The organism is Methanosarcina vacuolata Z-761, assembly GCF_000969905.1.
In the GTDB taxonomy this organism is placed as follows: domain Archaea; phylum Halobacteriota; class Methanosarcinia; order Methanosarcinales; family Methanosarcinaceae; genus Methanosarcina; species Methanosarcina vacuolata.
Genome location: NZ_CP009520.1, coordinates 2,172,632 through 2,193,542 on the forward strand (window position 1 = coordinate 2,172,632; position 20,911 = coordinate 2,193,542).

The 20,911-nt window shown below is 38.9% G+C and carries 16 protein-coding genes and 2 pseudogenes; 9 read left to right on the top strand and 9 right to left on the bottom strand.

Annotated elements, in window-relative coordinates:
- Positions 1-13: 13 nt before the first annotated feature.
- Positions 14-583: an HdeD family acid-resistance protein gene (locus tag MSVAZ_RS09065; RefSeq protein ID WP_048123840.1), complete on the bottom strand. Its 570-nt coding sequence runs from the start codon at positions 581-583 to the stop codon at positions 14-16.
- A 636-nt stretch (positions 584-1,219) separates the two neighbouring features.
- Between MSVAZ_RS09065 and MSVAZ_RS09070 the strand changes: the two genes are divergently transcribed.
- The 3 genes from MSVAZ_RS09070 to MSVAZ_RS09080 all read left to right on the top strand — a co-directional run bounded on the left by MSVAZ_RS09070 (position 1,220) and on the right by MSVAZ_RS09080 (position 5,347).
- Entirely contained in the window at positions 1,220-1,741 is a 522-nt protein-coding gene (locus MSVAZ_RS09070; protein WP_048120368.1) for a DUF367 family protein, read from the top strand.
- Positions 1,742-1,938: 197 nt separating this feature from the next.
- On the top strand, positions 1,939-2,457 hold the full coding sequence (locus MSVAZ_RS09075) for a TIGR00725 family protein (RefSeq protein WP_198146828.1): 519 nt from the start codon (positions 1,939-1,941) through the stop codon (positions 2,455-2,457).
- Positions 2,458-3,013: 556 nt separating this feature from the next.
- Entirely contained in the window at positions 3,014-5,347 is a 2,334-nt protein-coding gene (locus tag MSVAZ_RS09080) for a DNA topoisomerase I (protein WP_048120370.1), read from the top strand.
- A 643-nt stretch (positions 5,348-5,990) separates the two neighbouring features.
- Here the strand turns inward: MSVAZ_RS09080 and MSVAZ_RS20275 are convergent.
- From MSVAZ_RS20275 to MSVAZ_RS09090, 3 genes and pseudogenes are all read right to left on the bottom strand, one after another.
- A complete protein-coding gene (locus tag MSVAZ_RS20275; protein ID WP_156151020.1) occupies positions 5,991-6,149 on the bottom strand; it encodes a hypothetical protein in 159 nt (52 codons plus the stop codon).
- Positions 6,150-6,332: 183 nt separating this feature from the next.
- Positions 6,333-6,629, bottom strand: coding sequence for a hypothetical protein (locus MSVAZ_RS09085; RefSeq protein WP_048120372.1), 297 nt, complete (start codon positions 6,627-6,629; stop codon positions 6,333-6,335).
- Positions 6,630-7,576: 947 nt separating this feature from the next.
- Positions 7,577-7,882 (bottom strand): annotated as a pseudogene (locus MSVAZ_RS09090) (ABC transporter permease); the annotation flags it as partial.
- Between the two features lie 64 nt (positions 7,883-7,946).
- Here MSVAZ_RS09090 and MSVAZ_RS09095 point away from each other — a divergent pair.
- Positions 7,947-8,747, top strand: coding sequence for a CHAT domain-containing protein (locus MSVAZ_RS09095; RefSeq protein ID WP_048120376.1), 801 nt, complete (start codon positions 7,947-7,949; stop codon positions 8,745-8,747).
- A 254-nt stretch (positions 8,748-9,001) separates the two neighbouring features.
- Here MSVAZ_RS09095 and MSVAZ_RS18840 read toward each other — a convergent pair whose 3' ends face one another.
- A complete protein-coding gene (locus MSVAZ_RS18840) occupies positions 9,002-9,958 on the bottom strand; it encodes a class I SAM-dependent methyltransferase (RefSeq protein ID WP_232316275.1) in 957 nt (318 codons plus the stop codon).
- Positions 9,959-10,631: 673 nt separating this feature from the next.
- On the opposite strand from MSVAZ_RS18840, the gene MSVAZ_RS09110 reads away from it, so the two are divergent.
- Complete coding sequence (locus MSVAZ_RS09110) at positions 10,632-11,825, top strand: MBL fold metallo-hydrolase (RefSeq protein WP_232316276.1); 1,194 nt, start codon at positions 10,632-10,634, stop codon at positions 11,823-11,825.
- A gap of 603 nt (positions 11,826-12,428) precedes the next feature.
- Positions 12,429-12,974 carry a ferredoxin domain-containing protein gene (locus MSVAZ_RS09115; protein ID WP_048120383.1) on the top strand — a complete coding sequence of 182 codons (546 nt, stop codon included), beginning with the start codon at positions 12,429-12,431 and terminating at the stop codon, positions 12,972-12,974.
- Positions 12,975-13,275: 301 nt separating this feature from the next.
- Here the strand turns inward: MSVAZ_RS09115 and MSVAZ_RS09120 are convergent, their stop codons facing one another.
- Positions 13,276-14,433, bottom strand: coding sequence for an LL-diaminopimelate aminotransferase (locus MSVAZ_RS09120; protein ID WP_048120385.1), 1,158 nt, complete (start codon positions 14,431-14,433; stop codon positions 13,276-13,278).
- Between the two features lie 125 nt (positions 14,434-14,558).
- On the bottom strand, positions 14,559-15,704 hold the full coding sequence (locus tag MSVAZ_RS09125) for a hypothetical protein (protein ID WP_052727938.1): 1,146 nt from the start codon (positions 15,702-15,704) through the stop codon (positions 14,559-14,561).
- Positions 15,705-15,850: 146 nt separating this feature from the next.
- On the opposite strand from MSVAZ_RS09125, the pseudogene tnpC reads away from it, so the two are divergent.
- Positions 15,851-17,284: pseudogene (gene tnpC / locus MSVAZ_RS09135) on the top strand (IS66 family transposase).
- Positions 17,285-17,288: 4 nt separating this feature from the next.
- Here tnpC and MSVAZ_RS09140 read toward each other — a convergent pair.
- Positions 17,289-17,912, bottom strand: a complete 624-nt coding sequence (locus MSVAZ_RS09140; protein ID WP_048120389.1) for a hypothetical protein — start codon at positions 17,910-17,912, stop codon at positions 17,289-17,291.
- A 540-nt stretch (positions 17,913-18,452) separates the two neighbouring features.
- Here MSVAZ_RS09140 and MSVAZ_RS09145 point away from each other — a divergent pair.
- Together MSVAZ_RS09145 and MSVAZ_RS09150 are read left to right on the top strand one after the other, a co-directional pair.
- The gene (locus tag MSVAZ_RS09145) at positions 18,453-19,211 is read left to right on the top strand and encodes a PKD domain-containing protein (protein ID WP_048120391.1); all 759 of its coding nucleotides are present in this window, start codon (positions 18,453-18,455) and stop codon (positions 19,209-19,211) included.
- Between the two features lie 266 nt (positions 19,212-19,477).
- Positions 19,478-19,999 carry a protein-tyrosine phosphatase family protein gene (locus tag MSVAZ_RS09150; RefSeq protein ID WP_048120393.1) on the top strand — a complete coding sequence of 174 codons (522 nt, stop codon included), beginning with the start codon at positions 19,478-19,480 and terminating at the stop codon, positions 19,997-19,999.
- Between the two features lie 315 nt (positions 20,000-20,314).
- Here MSVAZ_RS09150 and MSVAZ_RS09155 read toward each other — a convergent pair whose 3' ends face one another.
- On the bottom strand, positions 20,315-20,521 hold the full coding sequence (locus MSVAZ_RS09155) for a hypothetical protein (protein WP_011307989.1): 207 nt from the start codon (positions 20,519-20,521) through the stop codon (positions 20,315-20,317).
- Between the last annotated feature and the right edge of the window lie 390 nt (positions 20,522-20,911).

Here is a 20,911-nt window from a genome sequence, read left to right on the forward strand (position 1 = left end):
GCGATAACCTGCGTCAGGTTCTCATTTTTAATCCCCAGATAAGTGACCCGATTCCTCCGAGAATAAGGAAAAAACCGAATATCCATGGCAAAAACAGGACTCCTACCAGAGAATTGGTTAGAAGAAGCAGGCCGAGAATTATGGTGAGGACACCGATGATTCCTATTCCCCATCCTCCTCCTTTAAGGGCCAAGACAATTTTTACGACCCCGTTGATAATAGCCCATACCCCTATGAAAATAACGAATAATGTAAGGACTATGAAAGGACTGTAGATTGGGTACGTCAGTATAACAACTCCTGCAATAATGCTCAGGATACCCGAAAGCAATTTCCATACCCTATTTCCCGAAAATATCAATGCCCCTATGACAGAAAGAATTCCTTCTGCCAGCCAGAAAATACCAAGAATCTGTACAAGAAAAACAGTGGTTCCTGCAGGCCTGTATAAGAGGAATAATCCTACAAGGATGGCAATGATCCCTTCCAGAAGAACCACCCACCAGGGTACCTGCAGTATTTCATACCCAATTTCATATTCAGATTCAATTGATTGTCCCGTGACATCAGCTGGTTGTTCCATATAGTTCACTCCCCAAACATTTAGTTCTTCAACCAGTACTCCCTGCGGCTGGAATATAGACCTGAGCACCGTCAAAGGAATATCTTTTGTCCCTATATGGGACTTCATGTTTCTGGATGACTTATTTACACTTAGAAATAGCCAGAGTCAAAGAGAATATCCTTCCCCCTCTCAAAGAAGAATAGTCTCCTTCTCCAGGTTCAATTCATCGATGGAGCCAGCCATAATTGTGCAATCTCCCCTCATAAATACCGCATAACATTGCTGTTAAAGAACATTGACTGAATGCACTTTTACTAAATGCAATTTTAATGAATACGCTTTTTCCATCGCGAATTACCGGTATGACGCAGGCTAACGTAAAATGTTTATTTATCGCTCAACATCACGAAGATAGGATACTATAAAATATCAGTTTTCAATATTTATCCATCTTCAAGCTTTACCAGAGACGAAGCAGTGGTCTAAATAATTATATATTAATTATTATATATAAACTATTTTATTATTTGTTTTCAAAATATTTTCGAGTTAATAATAAATGTTCGATAACATTCCGCAGGCAAGCAGATAAAAGAGAAAACAGGTAAATAAGGAAGCTGTTTAAATAGTATCTCATCGTCCAGAGGATCAGTAATGAATCCGACAAATCAACGGGATATTCCCCTTTATATCTATCATGCCGGGCAGTGTGACCCGAAAAAATGCACCGGAAGGAAATTGGCTCGCTTTGACCTTGCCCGTCTTTACGACAGGATCTCAAGGTTGCCAAGGTCAGCGATCCTTCTTGACCCTACTGCAGAAAAAGCCATTTCTCCTGCCGACGATTACAGAAAAGGAATCATCGTACTCGATTGCTCCTGGGAAGAAGTGGAAAGGGTTTTCCCCGAACTTGCGAAGCTGAACCTTGAGCACAGGGCCCTTCCATACCTGCTTGCAGGCAATCCTGTAAATTTCGGAAGGCCCTTCAAACTTAATTCAGCCGAAGCTTTTGCAGCAGCTCTCTACATTCTGGGGTATAAAGAACAGGCTGAAAAAGTCCTCTCCAAGTTTAACTGGGGGCACAGTTTTCTTGAACTCAATAAGGAACCACTTGAAGAGTATGCAACCGCAAAGAACAGTACGGAGATCGTGGAAATTCAGAGTCATTACTTCTAATTACATATTGTGCATTATCTCTGACTATCCATTGTCTATTATCTCTGACTATCCATTGTTCATTATCTTTGACTATCCATTGTCTATTATCTCTGACTATCCATTGTCTCTAACTATTTTTGACAGCCAGCAAATCGGGCTTATTCAAAGAAAAAGACTCTTAAAAGACCTGAAATGAAGAAAAGGGTGTTTGCGCAATGAACGTACCTGTGAAAGCAGAGGCCAGAAAACAGATAGGAGTTATAGGTGCAGGGGCTTGCGGCAGCGAGGTCAGGGCTCTTGCAGAAAGGGTGGGAAGAGAGATCGCAAAAAGAGGGGCGGTTCTGCTCTGCGGAGGTCTGGGCGGAGTTATGGAGGCTGCTGCATACGGAGCAAAGCAGGAAGGAGGAATAACCCTGGGGATTTTGCCCGGAGCCCAGAGGGAAGAAGCAAATCTCTGGATAGATATTGCGGTTGTTAGCGGAATGGGGCATGCCAGAAATGCTCTTATAGCGCAGTCCTCGGATGCATTGATTGCGGTTAATGGAGAATACGGAACACTTTCAGAGATAGCTCTGGGTCTGAAGATGGGGAAACCTGTAGTCGTGGTTGAACCAGGCTGGAAAATCGAAGGCGTTCACAGGGCAAAAAATCCGGAAGAAGCCGTAGAACTTGCTTTCAGGCTGATTGAAGATAAGGGAGCATCTTTAAAGGAAAGTACTGGGGAAAATTACTAAAAAAACAGCTAAATACAGTTTAATACCGTTAAATACAGTTAAATACAGCTTAATACATCTTAATACAGTTTAATACTTCTTAATAATTCTTAATACATCCTAATATACCCTAATACATCTTAATACCACTAAAACACAGCTAAATACCGCTTAATACAACTAAAACACAGTTAAAAAACAGCTAAATACAGTTAAAAAATAGTTAAATACAGCTAAAAAATAGCTGAAAAATTTGGGAAGACTTAAAATATTGAAAAGAATTAACAGGAAAAATATCCCATAGAAAATCGTATCCCATAGAGTTGTGAAGAGAGGAATAAGGACAGATAAGTAGAAGAGTTTAACGGATGGATGAAGACTCTTGAAAGGCAGATGAAGAGCTCTGAGCCTAATTATAGTTACGGATGACAGCGTATTTTATGATTCAATCCAAAAATATATATTGGAAAAGGAAACTTCAAAGAATTAGGAGGCAGGCTTTGTCTCAGACTGGAAGGAGTTTTGGGGTACGCTAGTATTCCTCCAGAGAATTTAAAAAATTATACCGGAGTGTTAGATGCACCTTATTGTAACGGAAAAAAATATAGCAGCAAGGAGGATAGCTGCGATTCTGGCTCCAAAAAACCCAAAGAAAGATAGAGTCAGCGGAGTAGACGTATACCGGTATGAGATTGTGTCCGATGGAGAGAAGCAGGAGACTGTAGTTGTAGGGCTGTCGGGCCATATCGTGGGGATCGATTTTCCCAAGGAGTACAATAACTGGCAGAAAGTGGAGGCTAAAACTCTTATCGACGCCGACATCATAACGACTCCTATCAACCGGAAGATCGTAACTGCCCTTAGAAGCCTGGGAAAAGAGGCAAGCAGGGTTACGATTGCTACTGACTATGATCGAGAAGGAGAACTTATAGGAGTCGAAGCCCTCAATATTATAAAAAAGGTGAATCAGGATGTTCCTTTTGACCGGGTGCGCTACAGTGCAATAACCCCAAAGGCGATAGACGCTGCATTTTCAAATGCAACAGATGTTGATTTTAATCTCGCAGACGCCGGCCATTCCAGACAGGTTATTGACCTCGTCTGGGGTGCAGCCCTTACCCGTTATATTTCTCTTGCTGCAGGCAGGCTAGGGAAGATGTTCCTTTCCGTAGGTAGGGTACAGTCGCCAACTCTTTCTCTTATTGTTGACAGGGAAAAAGAAAGGAATGTTTTTGTCCCAATTCCTTACTGGGAAATCTATGCCGAACTTCAAAATACAGACGGAGAAACCTTCTCAACTCAGCACTCAACCCGCCGTTTCCTGGATAAAAAGGAGGCAACAGGAGTCTTCAAAAAACTGGGAAAAAAGGCCGAATTAAAGGAAATTGAAAAAGGGAAAAAAACCGATCAGCCCCCGACTCCGTTTAATACCACAGGTTTCATAAGCGCAGCAAACTCAATCGGGCTCAGCCCCGCAAACGCGATGCGTATAGCTGAATCTCTATATACTAATGGTTATATTTCGTACCCCAGAACTGACAATACGGTTTATCCCGAGACCCTTGACCTGAGGGCGCAGATTGAGATTTTCAAAGAAGGCCCCTTTAAAGAATACGCAGACGCCCTGCTTGAGAAAGCCGAACTCACCCCTACGCGAGGAAAAAAGGAAACTACCGACCATCCACCTATTTTTCCGGCTTCCCTTGCAAAAGAGTCCGACTTAAAAGAGGAAGAATGGAAAGTCTACGAACTTGTAGTCAGGCGCTTTTTTGCGACCTTTGCCGGGCCAAGCGAGTGGGAAACTATGCGCCTGAGGCTCGACATCAACGGAGAAGAGTTCAGGGCAAACGGGGCAAGGCTTGTTGAACCGGGCTGGAGATGGTACTATCCTTACAATGCGCCTGAAGACAGGTTGTTCCCTGAACTTCATGAAGGCGAGTCCCTGAAAGTGATTAAAACAGAGATGCTGGATAAAGAAACCCAGCCTCCAGGCCGTTACGGACAGGGAAGACTTATCAATATTATGGAAGAGCTCGGGCTCGGAACAAAAGCAACGCGACATGAGATAATCAGCAAGCTTTATTCCAGGGCCTACATCCACGGAAATCCTGTGCAGCCTACGAATACCTCTTTTGCAGTAATGGATACTCTTGAGAAGTATTCTCCTACTATCACAAAACCGGACATGACAAAGCTGCTTGAAGAAAACATGGACCTGATTGCTGAAGGCAAGATCAAAGAGTCTGCCGTTCTTGAAGAATCGCGGGATATATTAAAGCAGGTCTTCTCTGAACTCGATAAAAACCGGGAAAAAATCGTGGAATCTCTCCAGGCAGGCCTCAGGGAAGACAAAATCATAGGCATTTGCTCAGGCTGCGGAAACGAACTTATTATCCGGCGTTCGAAAAGGGGAGGCCGTTTTATAGGCTGCAACAATTATCCTAACTGTACCTTTTCCCTCCCTCTGCCCAGAAGCGGACAGATTATAGTTACTGACAAGGTCTGTGAAGCTCACGGCCTGCACCATATCCGTATAATTAATTCAGGAAAACGGCCCTGGGACCTTGGCTGCCCTCAGTGTAATTTCATAGAATGGCAGAAAACCCAGCAGGAAGAACAGGCCAAGCAGCCCAAAAAAGAAAAGCCCAAATCAATTAAGGACCTGGAAGGCGTTGGAAAAGCCATAGCAGGAAAACTGGAAGAAGCCGGTATTACAAGCGTAGAAGCTCTGGCAGAAGCCGACCCTGTAGAGCTTGCAAAAGCAATAAAGACCAGTGTAAAGAGAGTAAAAAGCTGGCAGGTCTCATGCAACGGCACAGTTACAGTAGAAAGCAATAGCACAGATGAGGGCAGTAGTACAGTTAAGGGCAGTAGTACAATTAAAGGCAGTAGTACAGTTGAAGACGCATGAAAATAGTACTCAATGGAATCGTTTTTTCTATTTTTGCCTGTTGTCATATAATTGATGTATTTGGCAAAAGTAGAAGGTTGGTGTTGTATCCTGAAATGATTTCGCAGATTCAAGACTATTTGGAAGTTAATATACGATACAACAGCAAGCGACTCAAAAAATTAACTTGATTTAATTACAATTCTATTTTGATACTATAGAATGATCATGTAAAATGAACCAAATTTGAAGTTGAAGTAAAATGGTGAGTCATTTGTACGCAATATATAACTGCAATAAAAGAAATTTAAACAGCGAAATAATTTTGGGATAAAACAAAAGTAGAAGGTTGGAAAATTGAATATAAATTCTGACCCATGTAACCTTATTCGCTGTCCCATGTCGTTTATATCACGCTCGACGAAGGAGAGCGGTCTTGCAAAATAGAAGAAAAAGAAGAGAATTGGCAAATAGTAATCTATCTCTTTTTACTCCTTTTTACATATCCTCTTCAAATTCAATGGATAATTTTCCAACTCGAAAAATATGCAATATTTTATTATACAATTATAAAGTTGAATGCGTTTCTGCGTTTCTTCTCGTATCCTGCCTGATAATAACCCCGATAATAACCCCGAAAACAACCTGTTTCAATGAGGATATTTCACAAGCCACTTCTCACCCGAACACGCCAGCCCGTAGACGGTTTTACTGCGCATTCTCCATTATCGAACCATGCGCATTGTTCCTCAAGGCATGCTGCAAAGTCAGGTGCTCTGTTTCCTATGGGAGAATTCGGACGCATTGGACATAATTTTGTCATCTTAGTTCAACTCCTTGTAATCCAAAACTGATTTAATATGTTTATACTGTTACTAATAGATAAGATCTTTTCTATGGAGTCCGGTCAAAAGAGAAATCTTGCCTGAAGTGCAACTAATATCGCAGAAGGGTAACTATTAAGAAAATAAGGAATCTCTACAAAGCCAGAAAACGATCTATAAGTTCAGGTAATGTGTTTTATAACCTGTAGAGCCGTGCGCAAACCACCTTCGATAAAGCCCTGGAAATCCGAGTAAGCCTCGCCACATATATGAATATTTTTATTTGATAGCAGTGAACCCTGTAATGAGAACGCAGTTAACTTTTTTATTGCCTCTTCAGCACGGACGCCAGCTTTCCAGATATGACAACCCGCTTCAAACGGCTCACGGCTCCAGTCCCTTATACCGAAACAACTTATTAGTTCCTCTGCTTCTATTTTTTTAACGTCGGTATTGTCAGGACTTGACACTAGTGTCAAGAAAATTTAGTTATTGGTTATTTAAAGCTCAGAGTCGCATTCCTGCCGAAGAAATCGTTTCTCAAGGAGTATCATAGTTTATTTGGCCAGTTAACAGAGAAAAATGAAGATTTAAGAAAGAAAAAAAGAGAAATCACTAAATTATGAAACTGAGTCGCAAAGCAGGAAGAGAAAATAAAGAAACTTAAAGATGACCTTGCTAGACGACAGGAGCAGCTTAATAAGCTGGCAGAACGAGTTAGAGAGGTAGAATAGGGTAAATTATGATAAAAAGAAAAAGAGATAAAAGCAATTTGGTAAATGATGGAATAAAATTAATAGTTCTATGCAAATACGGAGGACTTTGTATTAAGCATCCTAGGACTATGGCAGATGTTATTTGCTTAGGATGCGAGAGAGAAGTAAAAAGGTGAAAATACATATTTAAAAGCTGAATCAAAGTCGCACTGACTCACCTTGCTGCAAGAAACTGAGTAGTCAGCCCCAAAATCTAGCTTACTTCTCTCCCATAGCCTCTACACTCAATTAAAAACAGCTACCTTACCTCTTTTATCCCGAAACATCTTTAGATAATTATTCAATAAGTCTATATATTGACACTGTTGTGACAGATCTGGCACAACAAGGAAACATAGTAGAAAGTTCTAATGAAAGCAAAGGATATAAAGGTTTAAAGCACTCATTTACTCATTTAAATTGCTTGTAAAGCTGTCAGGGATATTATTCTTGTTATTTCTATTTCATAACTCTTTATTTTTAGGCTCTGTAAAAATCCTCAGAAATATCCAATTTTCATAATTTGACTGAGTAATATGATGAGGTTTTAGTCATTTATCTTTAGTCTTTTATAGCTGATTTAGATAGGTTGTCTACAGAGCCTATTTTTAAATTCAATGACAATGAAAGAGGAAATTAAGAAAAGGAATTCAAACCTTCCTTTCCTCAATTTATTCATATCTAAGTGCATCTACGGGCTTTAGTTTAGAGGCTCTATATGCAGGGATAACTCCAGATGTCACCCCTGTTAAAACTGCAAGGACAAGACCTTCAACTATTAGGTAAGGACTTATTCCACTTCCTGAGGTCATATCTCCCATCATTGACTGAAGACCACTTGAAATAGTAGATCCAAGCATAACTCCAAGAAGCCCTCCAACAAAACCTACTAATGCAGAATTAAATATTAATATCATGAGAATATCTTTGTTTTTCGCTCCAATGGCTTTCATAGTTCCTATTTCTTTTGTCTTTTCCCTTTATTTCAGTCAAACGCTCGAATCAGGTTAGTGCATAAGAACCGGATCTTTAACATAACCTTTGAAGCATACAAGGTTATTTCAGATACCTTTCGGAGAATTAAAAAGTCAAACAGGAGTTTACTTCCTTGAAAAATATACAATTAATTATGCTAGTTCGATTGCTGTAATAAAACAAAATATGGAAAGTAAAAGTCTAATAAACCCTTCTATAAATTTAGATCTGCTTGCTCTTGTAAACCCTAAGCCTCTTCTGAATCCAAAACTACAATCACTTGATTTTGCTGAAAATAATTTTTACCGAATTAGTGAATTCTATAATACTTGTACAGTTTTTAAAGGAAATGAAGCTACAAAAGAAAGGTTTAGAGAAGAAGCATCGAAACACACGGTAATTTTTTTAGTGACTCACGCAGAAATATCTAAGAATAGCTCATTAAATCCTTATATTGCCCTGGCAAGAACTACTTGTGACGAAGGACTTTTTGAAACTTCTGATATTTTTACTTTAAATTTGTGTGCTGACCTAGTAGTCTTACTTGGATGTAAAACAGGTGTAGGAAAAATTACAGGGGATGGAGTAATAGGTTTAAGCAGAGCTTTTACATGGGCTGGAGCCTCCTCGCTAATAATAAGTCTTCTGGATGCTCCAGAAGAACAAAGTTTACAGCAAATTTATGAATTTAATGAAAATTGGTTAAGAAAAGGAGAATCAAAAATACAAGCTCTTCGGAAAGTTAATGTGGTCTTTTGCGTCTCCAAGGTCTACAAACACTGCTTCACAGAACAGACACGGATAAAAGTTTTCCATGTAAAAATTTACACGCGCCTACTATATAAAAATATTAAATATGTTGTGTGATGCTCGGATCTGCCTATAATTGGAAAGTTCTGCTTGGTTAATGTATAAAGCAGGAGAATTCCCGAGCCATTTAAGTCAATAATAAAAATATTCATCGATTTCTGAAAAATCAAGAAGTTAAAAAGGCCTGAGAGATGAACAAAAAAACTGAAATATCGAATGGATGAAGAGCCCATTTCTTCATTATATGATTTCATGTTTCTAGTTTTACCTTTTCCGGCTTCTTCACCTTAAGAAAAGACTATCTATAGTTCTCAGATTTGTAAGTGAATTATCTTCATTCTTCCTTTCTCGTCCGTGTAATTCATGAATTGCCTGATTGACGTACTCAGCGAAGGATCACGTGGAATATTTTTAAACATGGAAAACTGTTCTACAACTTTAATGCGGTCGTCCCACTTTGTCATTTCATTTGCATCATCCAGTGCCCATTTACAGGTGATTCCAAGGGATGCTCCAAACTCATGCATTGTCTTACTTTTTTCCTGAGCATTTAGCTCATTCCACCATGTTTCGATATCAACCCATTCTGTTCCGCTGGGTTTGGTAGCTGTTGTCAGAGTACCTAGCACTTTATCTTTCAAACTCTGTGGAATTGCCTTCCAGGCGTTCTTAAACGACTTGAAACGCTCTGCTAGCATTGCGTCTCGTTTTTTAGGTTCATCGTTACTCCATCCTGCTCCGTAGCCTCCTCCATCAGCATCACTGCTCGATTTTGATTCTATATCAAACACAACTTCGCAACCCGGGAAATGATCTGCAAGTAAAAGGAAGAGCTGGCGCACCTTTGCTTCATCGAAGTAACGCAGAAGCCCACAGGCGATGATAAGTACGCCATTTTGAGTGTCAATATCCGTACACCATTCTGGATCTAGAAACGACTTTGCAATGCATGTTGACCTATCCGTTTCCGGAAGCAACTGCTTTCTGACTTCAATTAGCTCGGGAAGGTCAAGATCATACCAGTGGATTTTGCCGTTATCAATGCGATAAAATTCCGTCTCAAATCCAGCCCCAAGATTAACCACAAATGCAAGAGGATGCTTTGTGATGTACTCCTTTACCTTGTTGTCAAATTGCATCGCTCGTGCTGCGGAAGCAAACAATAAATAATCAGTAATTGCCTTTTCAGTTGAAAAATCGTAATCCAATCGTTCAACGAGCTCAAGTGCTTTAGTATCATTGAATAATGAGCCATGCTCTTTACTCACCTTTGCTCGTCCATAAAGGATCAATAAGGAAGTTTGCGGTATGCCACTTAAGTCAACTTTTATTTTGCTCTGTTGCAAATCTATCACTCATCCATTTTAACATTCTGGCGTGGATATTGTTCTATTATTCCAAGACTTTAGTACCTATGGTTAATCTTTCACCGGTACTTGAATAGTTAAAAATGAAATATTTTTCAGATATAATCGTTTTGAAATTGCCTACTTTTTGTCTATCTAACTGTAAAACCCTGGAACTAAGCTCCTTGAAACTAAACTCCTTGAAACTAAACTCCTTAAAACTAAACTCCTTGAAACTGCATAACTCTTCCAAACTGTCCCTGGTCAGAGTCTTGCATGACTGTGAAAACCGTGAGAAAAAACATAAAGAAGATAAAATTGACATGTTTCATATAACTGCAGTATACAGCAGTATACAATGGAACTTTGCTTTTTGGAGAGTGAATACAGTTGAAAACAGCCAGAGAACCGCTCGAAATAATAAAATAAGCAAAATTATTGAGAACTAAGCTTATTAAACTATTAGGCTTAATAATTTAATAAGCTGAATAAATGCGATAGAATTTATTAAATTTAATAAATTCATAAATTTTAAAGAGGTTTTATTCTGGAACTTACCTTTAAAGGCGGGTGCAGGGAAGTAGGACGTTCGGGTTTGCTGGTAAACGAGGAGATTCTGCTTGATTACGGCATAAAGACTGGGGATATCCCGGAGTATCCTCTCAACGGCATGGAACCAAAGGTTGTGCTCGTCTCACATGGACATCTTGATCACTGCGGGGCTGTTCCAAACCTCATGTACCAGAATCCTGAGGTTTTCATGACCCCGCCGACTGCAGATCTAACTTTCCTGCTTGGAAAAGACACCCTGAAGATTGCAGAAAGAACGCTGTCAGGAGTGTCTCCTTTTGATCCCGATGACCTCCAGAAGCTTGCCAATCGGACACAAAAAATCGATTATGACAAACCTTTCAAAAGTCATGGGTACAGAATCTGTTTTTACAACGCGGGTCACATCCCTGGAGCATCTGGAATCTTCCTTGAGTCGGAATCTGGAGAAAGTCTGTTTTATACCGGGGATTTTAGCCTTAAAGAAACAAGGCTTGTGCCCGGTGCAGCCGAATTTCCCGAGGCCGATACTCTTATTCTCGAGAGCACATATTTTGGGGAAGAACATATCCCGCGAAAAGAGACCGAAGAGAGGTTTATCGAATCGATCCTTAGCACTATAGATAGGGGAGGCACTGCCCTTATCCCTGCATTTGCCATAGGCAGAACTCAGGAGATACTTATGCTGCTTGATGCCCACGGAATTCAGGCTTATGTGGACGGCATGGGCAGGGACGTTTACAAGCTCCTTAAAAAATATCCGGAATACCTTAAAAACCCCAAGCTCCTTGACCGGGCTTTCGGGCGTGCCATTTCCGTAAAAGACCATCAGCGGGATTCAATACTTAAAGAGCCTTCGGTTATTGTTACTACAGCCGGGATGCTGAACGGAGGGCCTATACTTTATTACCTGAGCCGGCTTTACAAAGACCCCAGTTCCAAAGTCCTGCTCACAGGTTACCAGGTTGAAGGCACAAACGGCAGGCTGGCTCTGGAACATCGGATGATAGAAACCAACGGAGATGTCCTGGCTCTCAAACCCAGGGTAGAGCAGTATGACTTTTCCGCACACAGTGGAGACGGTGAACTCAAAAAAGTTGTGAAGGATTTCTGCAGGAAAGGTACGGAAAGGGTATTTGTAATGCATGGGGACAAAACCGAAAGCTTTGCACAGTGGATTTCGGAAGAAATCGGCGTGGATGCATATGCGCCCGCAAACGGGGAGTTGTTTACTTTTTAATGAAGATAATGAACTTTTACATTAAAATGCATAGAAAATGATAAAAAGCATTTTTAGCTTTTGCAACTGTTGGAATTTTTAACTCTTGAAGCATAAGAGAAATAACTTTTTAGGAACCGCGAATTACTTTATTTTAGCTTTTTATATAAAGAAGGACGCGGAATTCTGCTGACAGAGGATGCCGATGCAGCCATTCTTACATTTTCTTAAATGTTCATGTTCATAGCTGCAATGGGTATGAATCATGTGTTGATTTTAGAATTGTGGTATGAATCATGTGTTGATTTTATAATTGTGGTATGAATCATGTGTTGATTTTAGAATTGATGTTAGCACTTTCACTTATAAAGCTATATTCTATTGTCAAGTTTTGTTCTGGAAGCTGTAAATACTACAGAAGCCGCTTGACTTTGCTCTGAAACTCCAGGTATAAGGTTCTTTGAAGAAGTTTCAAAGGTAAAACTTGAAACGATGGCAGCGAGACATGAATAAATAGTTGCTCCAGGACAGTATAGCATTGGTTGAAATACCATAGATGCCTGATTTACTCGTGGGAGCTGTCACCTGCAAAGCCTTAAACTCCAGAAGTTCCATTAACTGAATATGATTCTCAATCCTGAATCCGAAGTGCTTGAAACACTTGCAAAGAGTATACTTCTGGCTGCACGGACTGCCCCGAAAGCCAAAGGCGTAGATGATATAGTGACTGCCCTTGTTGAGAAACCTGATATCGAAGTACTTGCCTCGACAATGGAAAGGCTGGCAGAGGAAAAAAGCGCAGGGTTTGCTTTTCTGAAAAGGGATGCTGCAAATCTTCGAAACGCAGGGGCTGCTGTTCTTATCGGTGTTAAAACCAGTGGGGCTGCAGGCCTGGACTGTGGAGCCTGCGGCTCTGAAACCTGTGCTGAGATGCTGAACCGGCAAAAGATAGAAGGAGATTTCAGGGGTCCGAATTGCATGCTCAAATATGTGGACCTGGGAATAGCTATAGGTGCAGCCGTTGCAAAGGCTAAGGATTTCTGCATAGACAACAGAGTAATGTACTCAATTGGTGCAGCTGCCAGGGTTTCTGGTTTGCTTGATGCAGATGTCGTTTTTGGAATTCCGCTGAGTGTAACCGGGAAAAATATCTTTTTCGATAGAAAATAATGCTTGTAAGAAAACAAGACTTGTAAAAATAAGGCTCATGTCAAGGCTTGTAAAAATAAGGCTCATATCAAGACTTGTGAAAATAAGGCTCATATCAAGACTTGTAAAAATAAGGCTCATATAAGGACTCTCAAAAAAGACAGATTTTATATAAAAGAGAAATTTATTCCGGCCTGGCATCCAAGGTGTCTGGCCAGATTATTTTTAATGTTCTAATCTTTAGAATTAATGAAAGCGTCTCTGAAGTTGTAAAGGTGATGAGAGCCTCTCTAAAGTTTAGAACTTCTTCAAGTGCAGTCAGTTAGAATTTCAGTTTTTTCATCCTATCGACTGCTTCTTTAATTCTATCGACCGGTTTTGTAAGGGCAAACCTGATGTAACCTTCTCCAGCGTCTCCGAACCCGACACCAGGGGTTGCAATGATTCCGGCTTCTTCGAGGAGGAGTTTTGCAAAACTCATTGATGTAAAACCTTCAGGTACCGGAGCCCATATGTAGAAAGTAGCTTTTGGCGGCTTTACTTTAAGGCCTATCGCTGTAAGCCCTTCTATGAGAGCATCCCGCCTCTCCTGATAGATTTTATTTGTTTCTTCAACACAGTCCTGGGAAGAACAGAGAGCTGCAATGCCCGCGATCTGAATCGCGTCAAAGACGCCTGAATCTACGTTGGATTTGACCTTGCCGAGCCCTTTTATAAGGTCTTTATTTCCGACTGCAAACCCGAGCCTCCAGCCTGTCATGTTATAGGTCTTGGAATGGGAATAGAGTTCCATGCCAATATCCATTGCCCCGTCGGCAGCAAGGAATGAGGGAGATTCGTACCCGTCGTATGTCATCTGGCAGTAGGCGTTGTCATGCACTGCAATGATGTCATTCTTTTTGCAGAACTCAACGACCTTTTCAAAAAACTGCATATCAGCAGTTGCAGCAGTCGGGTTGTTCGGGTAATTAAAGAAAAATAGCTTTGCTTTTTTCAGGACATCCTCAGGAATTGAGTCCAGGTCAGGCAGGAAATTATTTTCGGCAGTCAGCGGCAGCGGATATGGTTCTCCACCCGCAAACATTGTTCCTATTTTGTAGACAGGATACCCGGGATCAGTATAGAGCACGACATCTCCAGGGTTGACAAAAGCGAGCGGAATGTGTGCAACCGCTTCCTTTGACCCGAGCAGGGCAAGGACTTCAGTTGCAGGGTCAAGCTCAATCCTTTTGTACTTCTTACACCAGTCCGCTGCCGCTTTTCTGAATTCCGGCATCCCGGCATAAGATGGATAATCGTGCGTTTTTGGGTCGCAGACAGCTTCTCGCATAGCCTCCACAATGTGCGGGTGCGTCGGCAGGTCAGGATCTCCTACGCCAAGGTCGATAACATCGACTCCCCTGGCAATCAGTTCGTCCCTCGCTTCGTCTATAGTAGCAAAAAGATATGGGGGTAGTGCATTGATTCTATCAGAGTACATTGATAAAGTCACCTGAAGATGATTGGCGTGCGTAAGTTTTCATAGTTACGGTATTTGGAATATTAAAAGGTATGGGATAAATGAAAACTGTGAACTTTAACATATGTATGGTTAACAGACGTAAATTAAGAGGCATCCAAAGAGTTGTTGCTTTTTAGGAATAACTCGTCCGATTTTTTAACAGGAACTTTAAGTTCGATTCCAACTGGGCCAGACTCTACAAACTCAACTTTCTTATCATTAACTTGAATTCCCAAAATTTGAGTTTTTATATATCTATGTTCTCTTTTTATTATTAACTCGTCATTAGTTTTCATCTTAGGAGACAGATCTAGAAGAATAACTTTTCCATTATGCAATATCTTCACTGGTTCGTCTAATGAAACACAGTTTTGAGGTGAAAATTCAATCAATCCATATTTTAATAAAGCTTTCCGTGCTTCTTCTTTTGATATACAGCCATTTTTTATGGAGAAGTACAAGTTAAATAACTGCCACGTTGTCAATAAACCTCTTTTATCACTTTCAGTATCTTGTATCTGTTCCCTTTTAAACGGAGGATTTTCTCTTAATAATGGAGGCTGATATCTTTGATGATTGACAATATATAAGCCAAAAACGTCAAAATTCTGTCTCTCCTGCATCCTTCTGTTTTTTATTTTTTCAATTTGACTACACTGTCCGTCTGTTGATGTGCCTCCAATACCTTTGATTTCTATAACTAGCAATCCATCTTCAGTATCCACTTGTAAATCTTCTTCCAATAATCCTTCACTTGCATCATCCATGATTCTTATTTTCTTAAAGCCTAACCATTCAAGAAAAGCCTTTACGGATTTTACAAGTTCATCCCCACTTTCTGTTAATAAACGATGTAGGCATTCATACTTTTTGTAGTTAGCTTCAATTTCTTTTTCTTTTTGTTCAATTTCTGCATCGAATCTTTTAATTAGAGATTCTTTTTCTTCAAGCAAGTGTTCTACATTCGGTAACATATACGCTTCTTGTTCAAGCCATTTAAACTTTGAATTAAATGGAAATAGATTTGGCCATAAGGTAGGTAATTGATTTGTCAGTAATTCTTCTAAAAATGAACTTTTTTCTACAATTTGGGGAAATACAAAAAGTAGGCAATTGTCAAAGAATCTAAAAAAAGAAACAATTTCCCCATGAGAGTTTTTAATCAAAGGCAGGAATACTTCAGTTTCTTTATTAATATCTGGATTGCTAAAAAAAATATGATAAGTAGCTCCCTCAGAGTATTTGTTCAAAAAATCATGTAGATTCAGTAGATCTGATTCTTTTTGTATAACTAATTCTCTACCAAATTTGTAACTATTCAGGTAGCCTTGTTAAGGCTACACAATTTTTCCTCGTTCCGAGGAAAAATTGGATATAAAATGAACCATTTTCTTCCTTGATGAAACGTGAAGAGATTCTTGCTTTGTGTGCTTCAAACCCTGAAGTTATTGCTTATATTATAAGTCTTGAATCTCAAATTAAAGACCTCACTGAAAGATTGCAAGTTTTAGAATTTCGCTTAAATCAAAACAGCCGAAACAGCAGTAAACCTCCTTCTAGTGACTATATTTCCAAAGGAAAACCTAATCCAAAAAGTCTCCGTAAACAGAGTGGCAAGAAACCTGGAGGTCAAGAAGGTCATCCAGGAACAACTCTCGAAATGGTAGATAATCCTGATTAGGTAATAGAGCATTCTTTGAACTGTTGCGAAGAATGCGGCCAGAATCTTGAGGATGTTGAAGTTGAAGCTTATGAGGTAAGACAGGTTTTTGATATTCCGCCTGTAAATCTTATTGTTACAGAACATCAAAGTCAGATTAAGATCTGTCCTTGCTGTGGAAGGTTAAATAAAGCTGAATTTCCAGAATCAGTAAATTCCCCAGTTCAATATGGTCCTAATATCGTAGCTTCAGCAATTTACTTTAAAAATCACCATTTCATTCCTTATAAAAGGATTTCTGAATTGTTTCATGATGTAATGGGGATAAAAATCAGTTCTGCTACCATTATTGAAGCAGAAAGAGAATGTTTCCAGAACCTTGAAGAATTTGAAAACGTAATTCGAGAAAAGTTACTCTCTTCTCCTGTTATCCATTGTGATGAAACTGGAATGAAAGTTCACGGAAAAAGACATTGGCTTCATGTAGCTTCTACTGACAAATACACTTGTTATTTTGCTCATCCGAAAAGAGGATCAGAAGCTATTGATGCTATGGGAATTCTTCCAGAGTTTAAATGGGTAGCAGTTCATGATGGATGGAAACCTTACAACGGTTATAATTGTGATCATGCTCTTTGCAATGCCCATCTCCAAAGAGAACTTATTGGAATTGAGGAGAGTTATAAACAGCAATGGGCTAAAGATATGAATGAGCTGTTATCTGAAATGAAAAAGTATACTGATGAGTGCAAAGAGCAGGGCAAATATCTGGATTTTGAACAAGTTAAGGCATTAGAAAAAAGGTTCGATACTGTAGTCGCGAAAGGAATTGAAGAAAATCCACCTTCTCTAAATCCTGAAAGACAAGGAAAACGTGGTATGTATCCAAAAACCAAAGCAAGGAATCTGCTTGATAGGTTTATAGAACATAAAGAAAAGATTCTGAGATTCCTGAAAGACTTGAAAGTTCCGTTTGAGAATAATCAAGCAGAAAGAGATGTCAGGATGATGAAACTACAGCAGAAAATATCAGGAACTTTCAGAACTACACGGGGAGCGGAAGCTTTCTGCAGAATTAGAGCATATATTTCCACAATAAGAAAGAATGGTTTACCTGTTTTAGAGGGTATTCTCGCGGCGCTCAAAGGAGCGCCGCTAGCTATACCCTGAATAGTTACCCAAATTTATTAGTTGCATAGGGTATTTTAGAACAAAAATCATAGTTATAATACGTTTGCACTTCTTCCAAATGAGTTCCAGAGCTTGTGTATGTGGCAAACTGATATTCTTTTTTTACGTAAGCACTAGCAAAAATAATTAAAATAAATTGATGGCCATTATTCTTAGCAATTTCACACCTCAATACATAAGAACCGTAAGGTCTTGGATCAAACAAATTTTCTGGGTATTGACTAAGAAAAAAGCCATCTGAAAATCCTTGAATATACTTTTTAGAATGATGGCCTACATTATATGGAATTACTTCCTTATTTTCCAGATCTAGTACAATAATTTCATACTCATGAAGATTCGGAGGAAAAGATAAATTTGAGAGGCACTTATGACTATTGGAATTATAATTATCTTCATTCGAAACTTTAATTGCTTTACCCAACGTTCCAGATTCGACATTAAGCCCCTTTTTCGTTAAATTCTCCTTAATTTTATCCTCAATATCTATGAGACATATTTGAGGTTTTTCTTGAAAGATAACTTCTTCTTGGACTTTATCCTTCTCCACTATTCCACTAATATTTTTTTCACTTTCTTTTTTGCCTTTCACTAGCTTTCCCATCATTAATTCTCACATTATTTTATTAATTTATGCTTTTAATAAGTTAGACTGATTGTATAAATACTAATTGAGTTTCTTCATTAAACCAAAATTTCGAGATGAGATAAAACACTTTTGACAGTAACATATGCCATACTTTGTTCCTTTCCAAGATTCCTTTCGTAACTCATAATTCTCAGATTTTTTTGCGGCTTGTGAAGTCTACACCTACTTTTTCTAACTTCTCAATTCACTTTTTCTTGTTTTTTCTACAAATCGGCAGATTTTGATAAATTTATTCTATGAATTATATCTGTGCCTTTCAGCACGCTTTTTATCATCAATGTACAACCGACGGCCAGGAAATAAATATAAATAAAGAGAAATTAGTGTTACAGGACTTACACGTTTGAGGGGGTATAATCAAACACGAACGAATTTTTCATATTCTTGTAGTCAAGACAATTAGAAGTCTAATGCTTTGATTTTTCCCTCAACAGCCATGTAAGTCCCATGAAAAACAATTAAACAAGGATAAATGAAATATAAAGAAGGCAATAAAAAATGAAAAATAGGGAAAAGTTGTATGTACTTTTAGCTTCAACAGCCCTTATTTTATCCTTTTCAGTTTCTGCTTTATCCATTTCATCGGCGTCGAGTGACCAGAATGGTCCGGTAATTGTTACTCAGACTCAGGTTATGACAAGCAATGGGACAGTAATCAATGAGTCGTCCTCGCAGTCCTCTCCTATTGTCTACAGCAGCAAAGTCGTATGGCATTATGACAACAGCACTGATAATGGTAGTGTAGATAGTGTAAATATTTATGCTTCCAACGTCTCGACTTCCAGAAATGTTCAGATAGTCTCAAATGAGGCTAATCAGTGGCTGTCGGATGTTCCATTTCTTTCCAGTGAAATAAATAATTTGAGACCTTTTATCTCAAATGACAGGACAATATGGGACAAATGGTTCAACGGGTTCATAAACAAGGACTTCAATAATGACATTAATTCAGATGATTGGTTCAATGACCTTCTGAATGACGATTTACGCATGGATTCTCTTGACTCGAACCTTCAGAAAGTTGATTTTTCCGCAACTCCAACTTCAGGAAATGCGCCACTGAAAGTCGCTTTCACTGATAATAGTACAGTATCGCCCACATCATGGAACTGGGACTTTGGAGATGGGACGAATTCGACAGAAGAGAATCCTGTGCACACGTACAACAGCTCAGGACAATATACAGTTACTTTAACAGAGAAAAACAATACCTACTGTGGCACTAAATCCGTATTTGACTATGTCAAAGTCGCATAAGGGAAGTGAATGCCTTAAATTGAAAAACGATGAAAAGTGAAAAACAGTAGTGGGTAAAAGTGGGGGTTATTTTTCTTTTTCTACAGAAGCTTACTTTTCTGTAGAAGCTTACTTTTCCGTACAAGCTTATTTTTCTACATCGGCTTCTTGTTTAGAAACCTCATTAATTATTTTATATTGGGTAAATTCCTTGACTGTTACACTTATACCTCAAATGTTCTGTCCTTAAATGAAGTTTATATCTTCTAACTCCATACTCTTATAGCATGGCATCTTCTTTATTGAGTCCTCTGGCGATGCCTGAAATAGAAGGCATCCGAATCCCAATGAATTTTTATGTAGTTCTTAAGGAACCTGTACCTCTGGCTGGCATGTCTTATCCCGGAATGTACACGCCCTGGAAGAAAATTAGAAATGCAGGTTTCTCAAGCGTTGTATGTCTCTGTGATTCCGAAGTATCTTATAACCCCTATCCTCTCAAGGTCCTTTTTTCTGCAGAATTAGAAGACCTTCATCATGGCAATTTTCCATATGACCCTGATACACTGGAATGGCTCGTAAGAAGGGCAACTAATGTAATATTAAAAGAAATAGACGCAGGAAAAGGCATTGTTGTCCATTGCATGGGAGGTATAGGCAGAACTGGAACCGTTCTTGGTTGTGTGCTCAAAGATCTTGGTTTTCAGGCTGATGAAGTGATAAATTATCTGGACGATATAAACAAGTTGAGAGGATTTAGAGGCTGGCCGGAAACAGAATGGCAGGCGGAAATGGTACGCAGGTATTAATTCATTTGAAAATTAGTTATTAACGAATATGAGATCAGTTTAATGATGCCGTTCTCATTTTTGAGTTTTATCAATTTAATAGATATTAATGGATATTTATAAATATTAATCGTAAAATAAAGAGATAGATTAGACTCAACCAGATGAAGCTGACTCATAGAGAATAATTGAAAAAATAGAATTACATGCCCCTGAGTTTTAAAAAAGTTTGATGTATAGCTAAGTAACTTAGCTTACTATACACTCGTTTTATTCTTTTCAGATTATATCCTTTTCAGATTACCTTTTCGGGATTGCTCTCAAGTCTACTTTAATTCAGGCGTTGTAGGCGTCATAGAGCTGCCATACCCATATAATCGGCCATAATAAAAATCCAGCCCCGAAAATATGCATCGTCCCTGTGATAATGAAGGCTATCCAGATGCCCAGTGCCTTGAAAAGATGTCCCTTTACAAGCTGACCCAGGCCAGGGAAGAAAAAAGAAAATAAGGCTGGAATTCCGTGTGTTCTGCAATAGTTCATAGAACTTACCTTCTTTAAGTACTTAATAAGAGGGTGTATATAAATAGTTTACATAAAAAGACCTTTCCCTTTAATATAAAAATCTTTTCTTTTTAAATAGTCCCCCTCTAAAAAATATACCTTTCAAAAGTAATTAAACAGCTCAAAAAGTAATTAAACAACTCAAAAAGGAATTAGACATCTAAAAAATGAATTAAACAGCTCAAAAAGGAATTAAGCATTCCAAAAAGGAATTAAGCATCTATTATAAAAGTTTCTTAACCTGTTTTTCATGCACCATAAGCATCGTAAATCTGCGCTATCCAGACAATAATTCCGATTAAAAATCTGATTTCTATGACGCTCTTGAAGATTATAACATTGATCCAATTTGACGGTAAATTGAAAAAT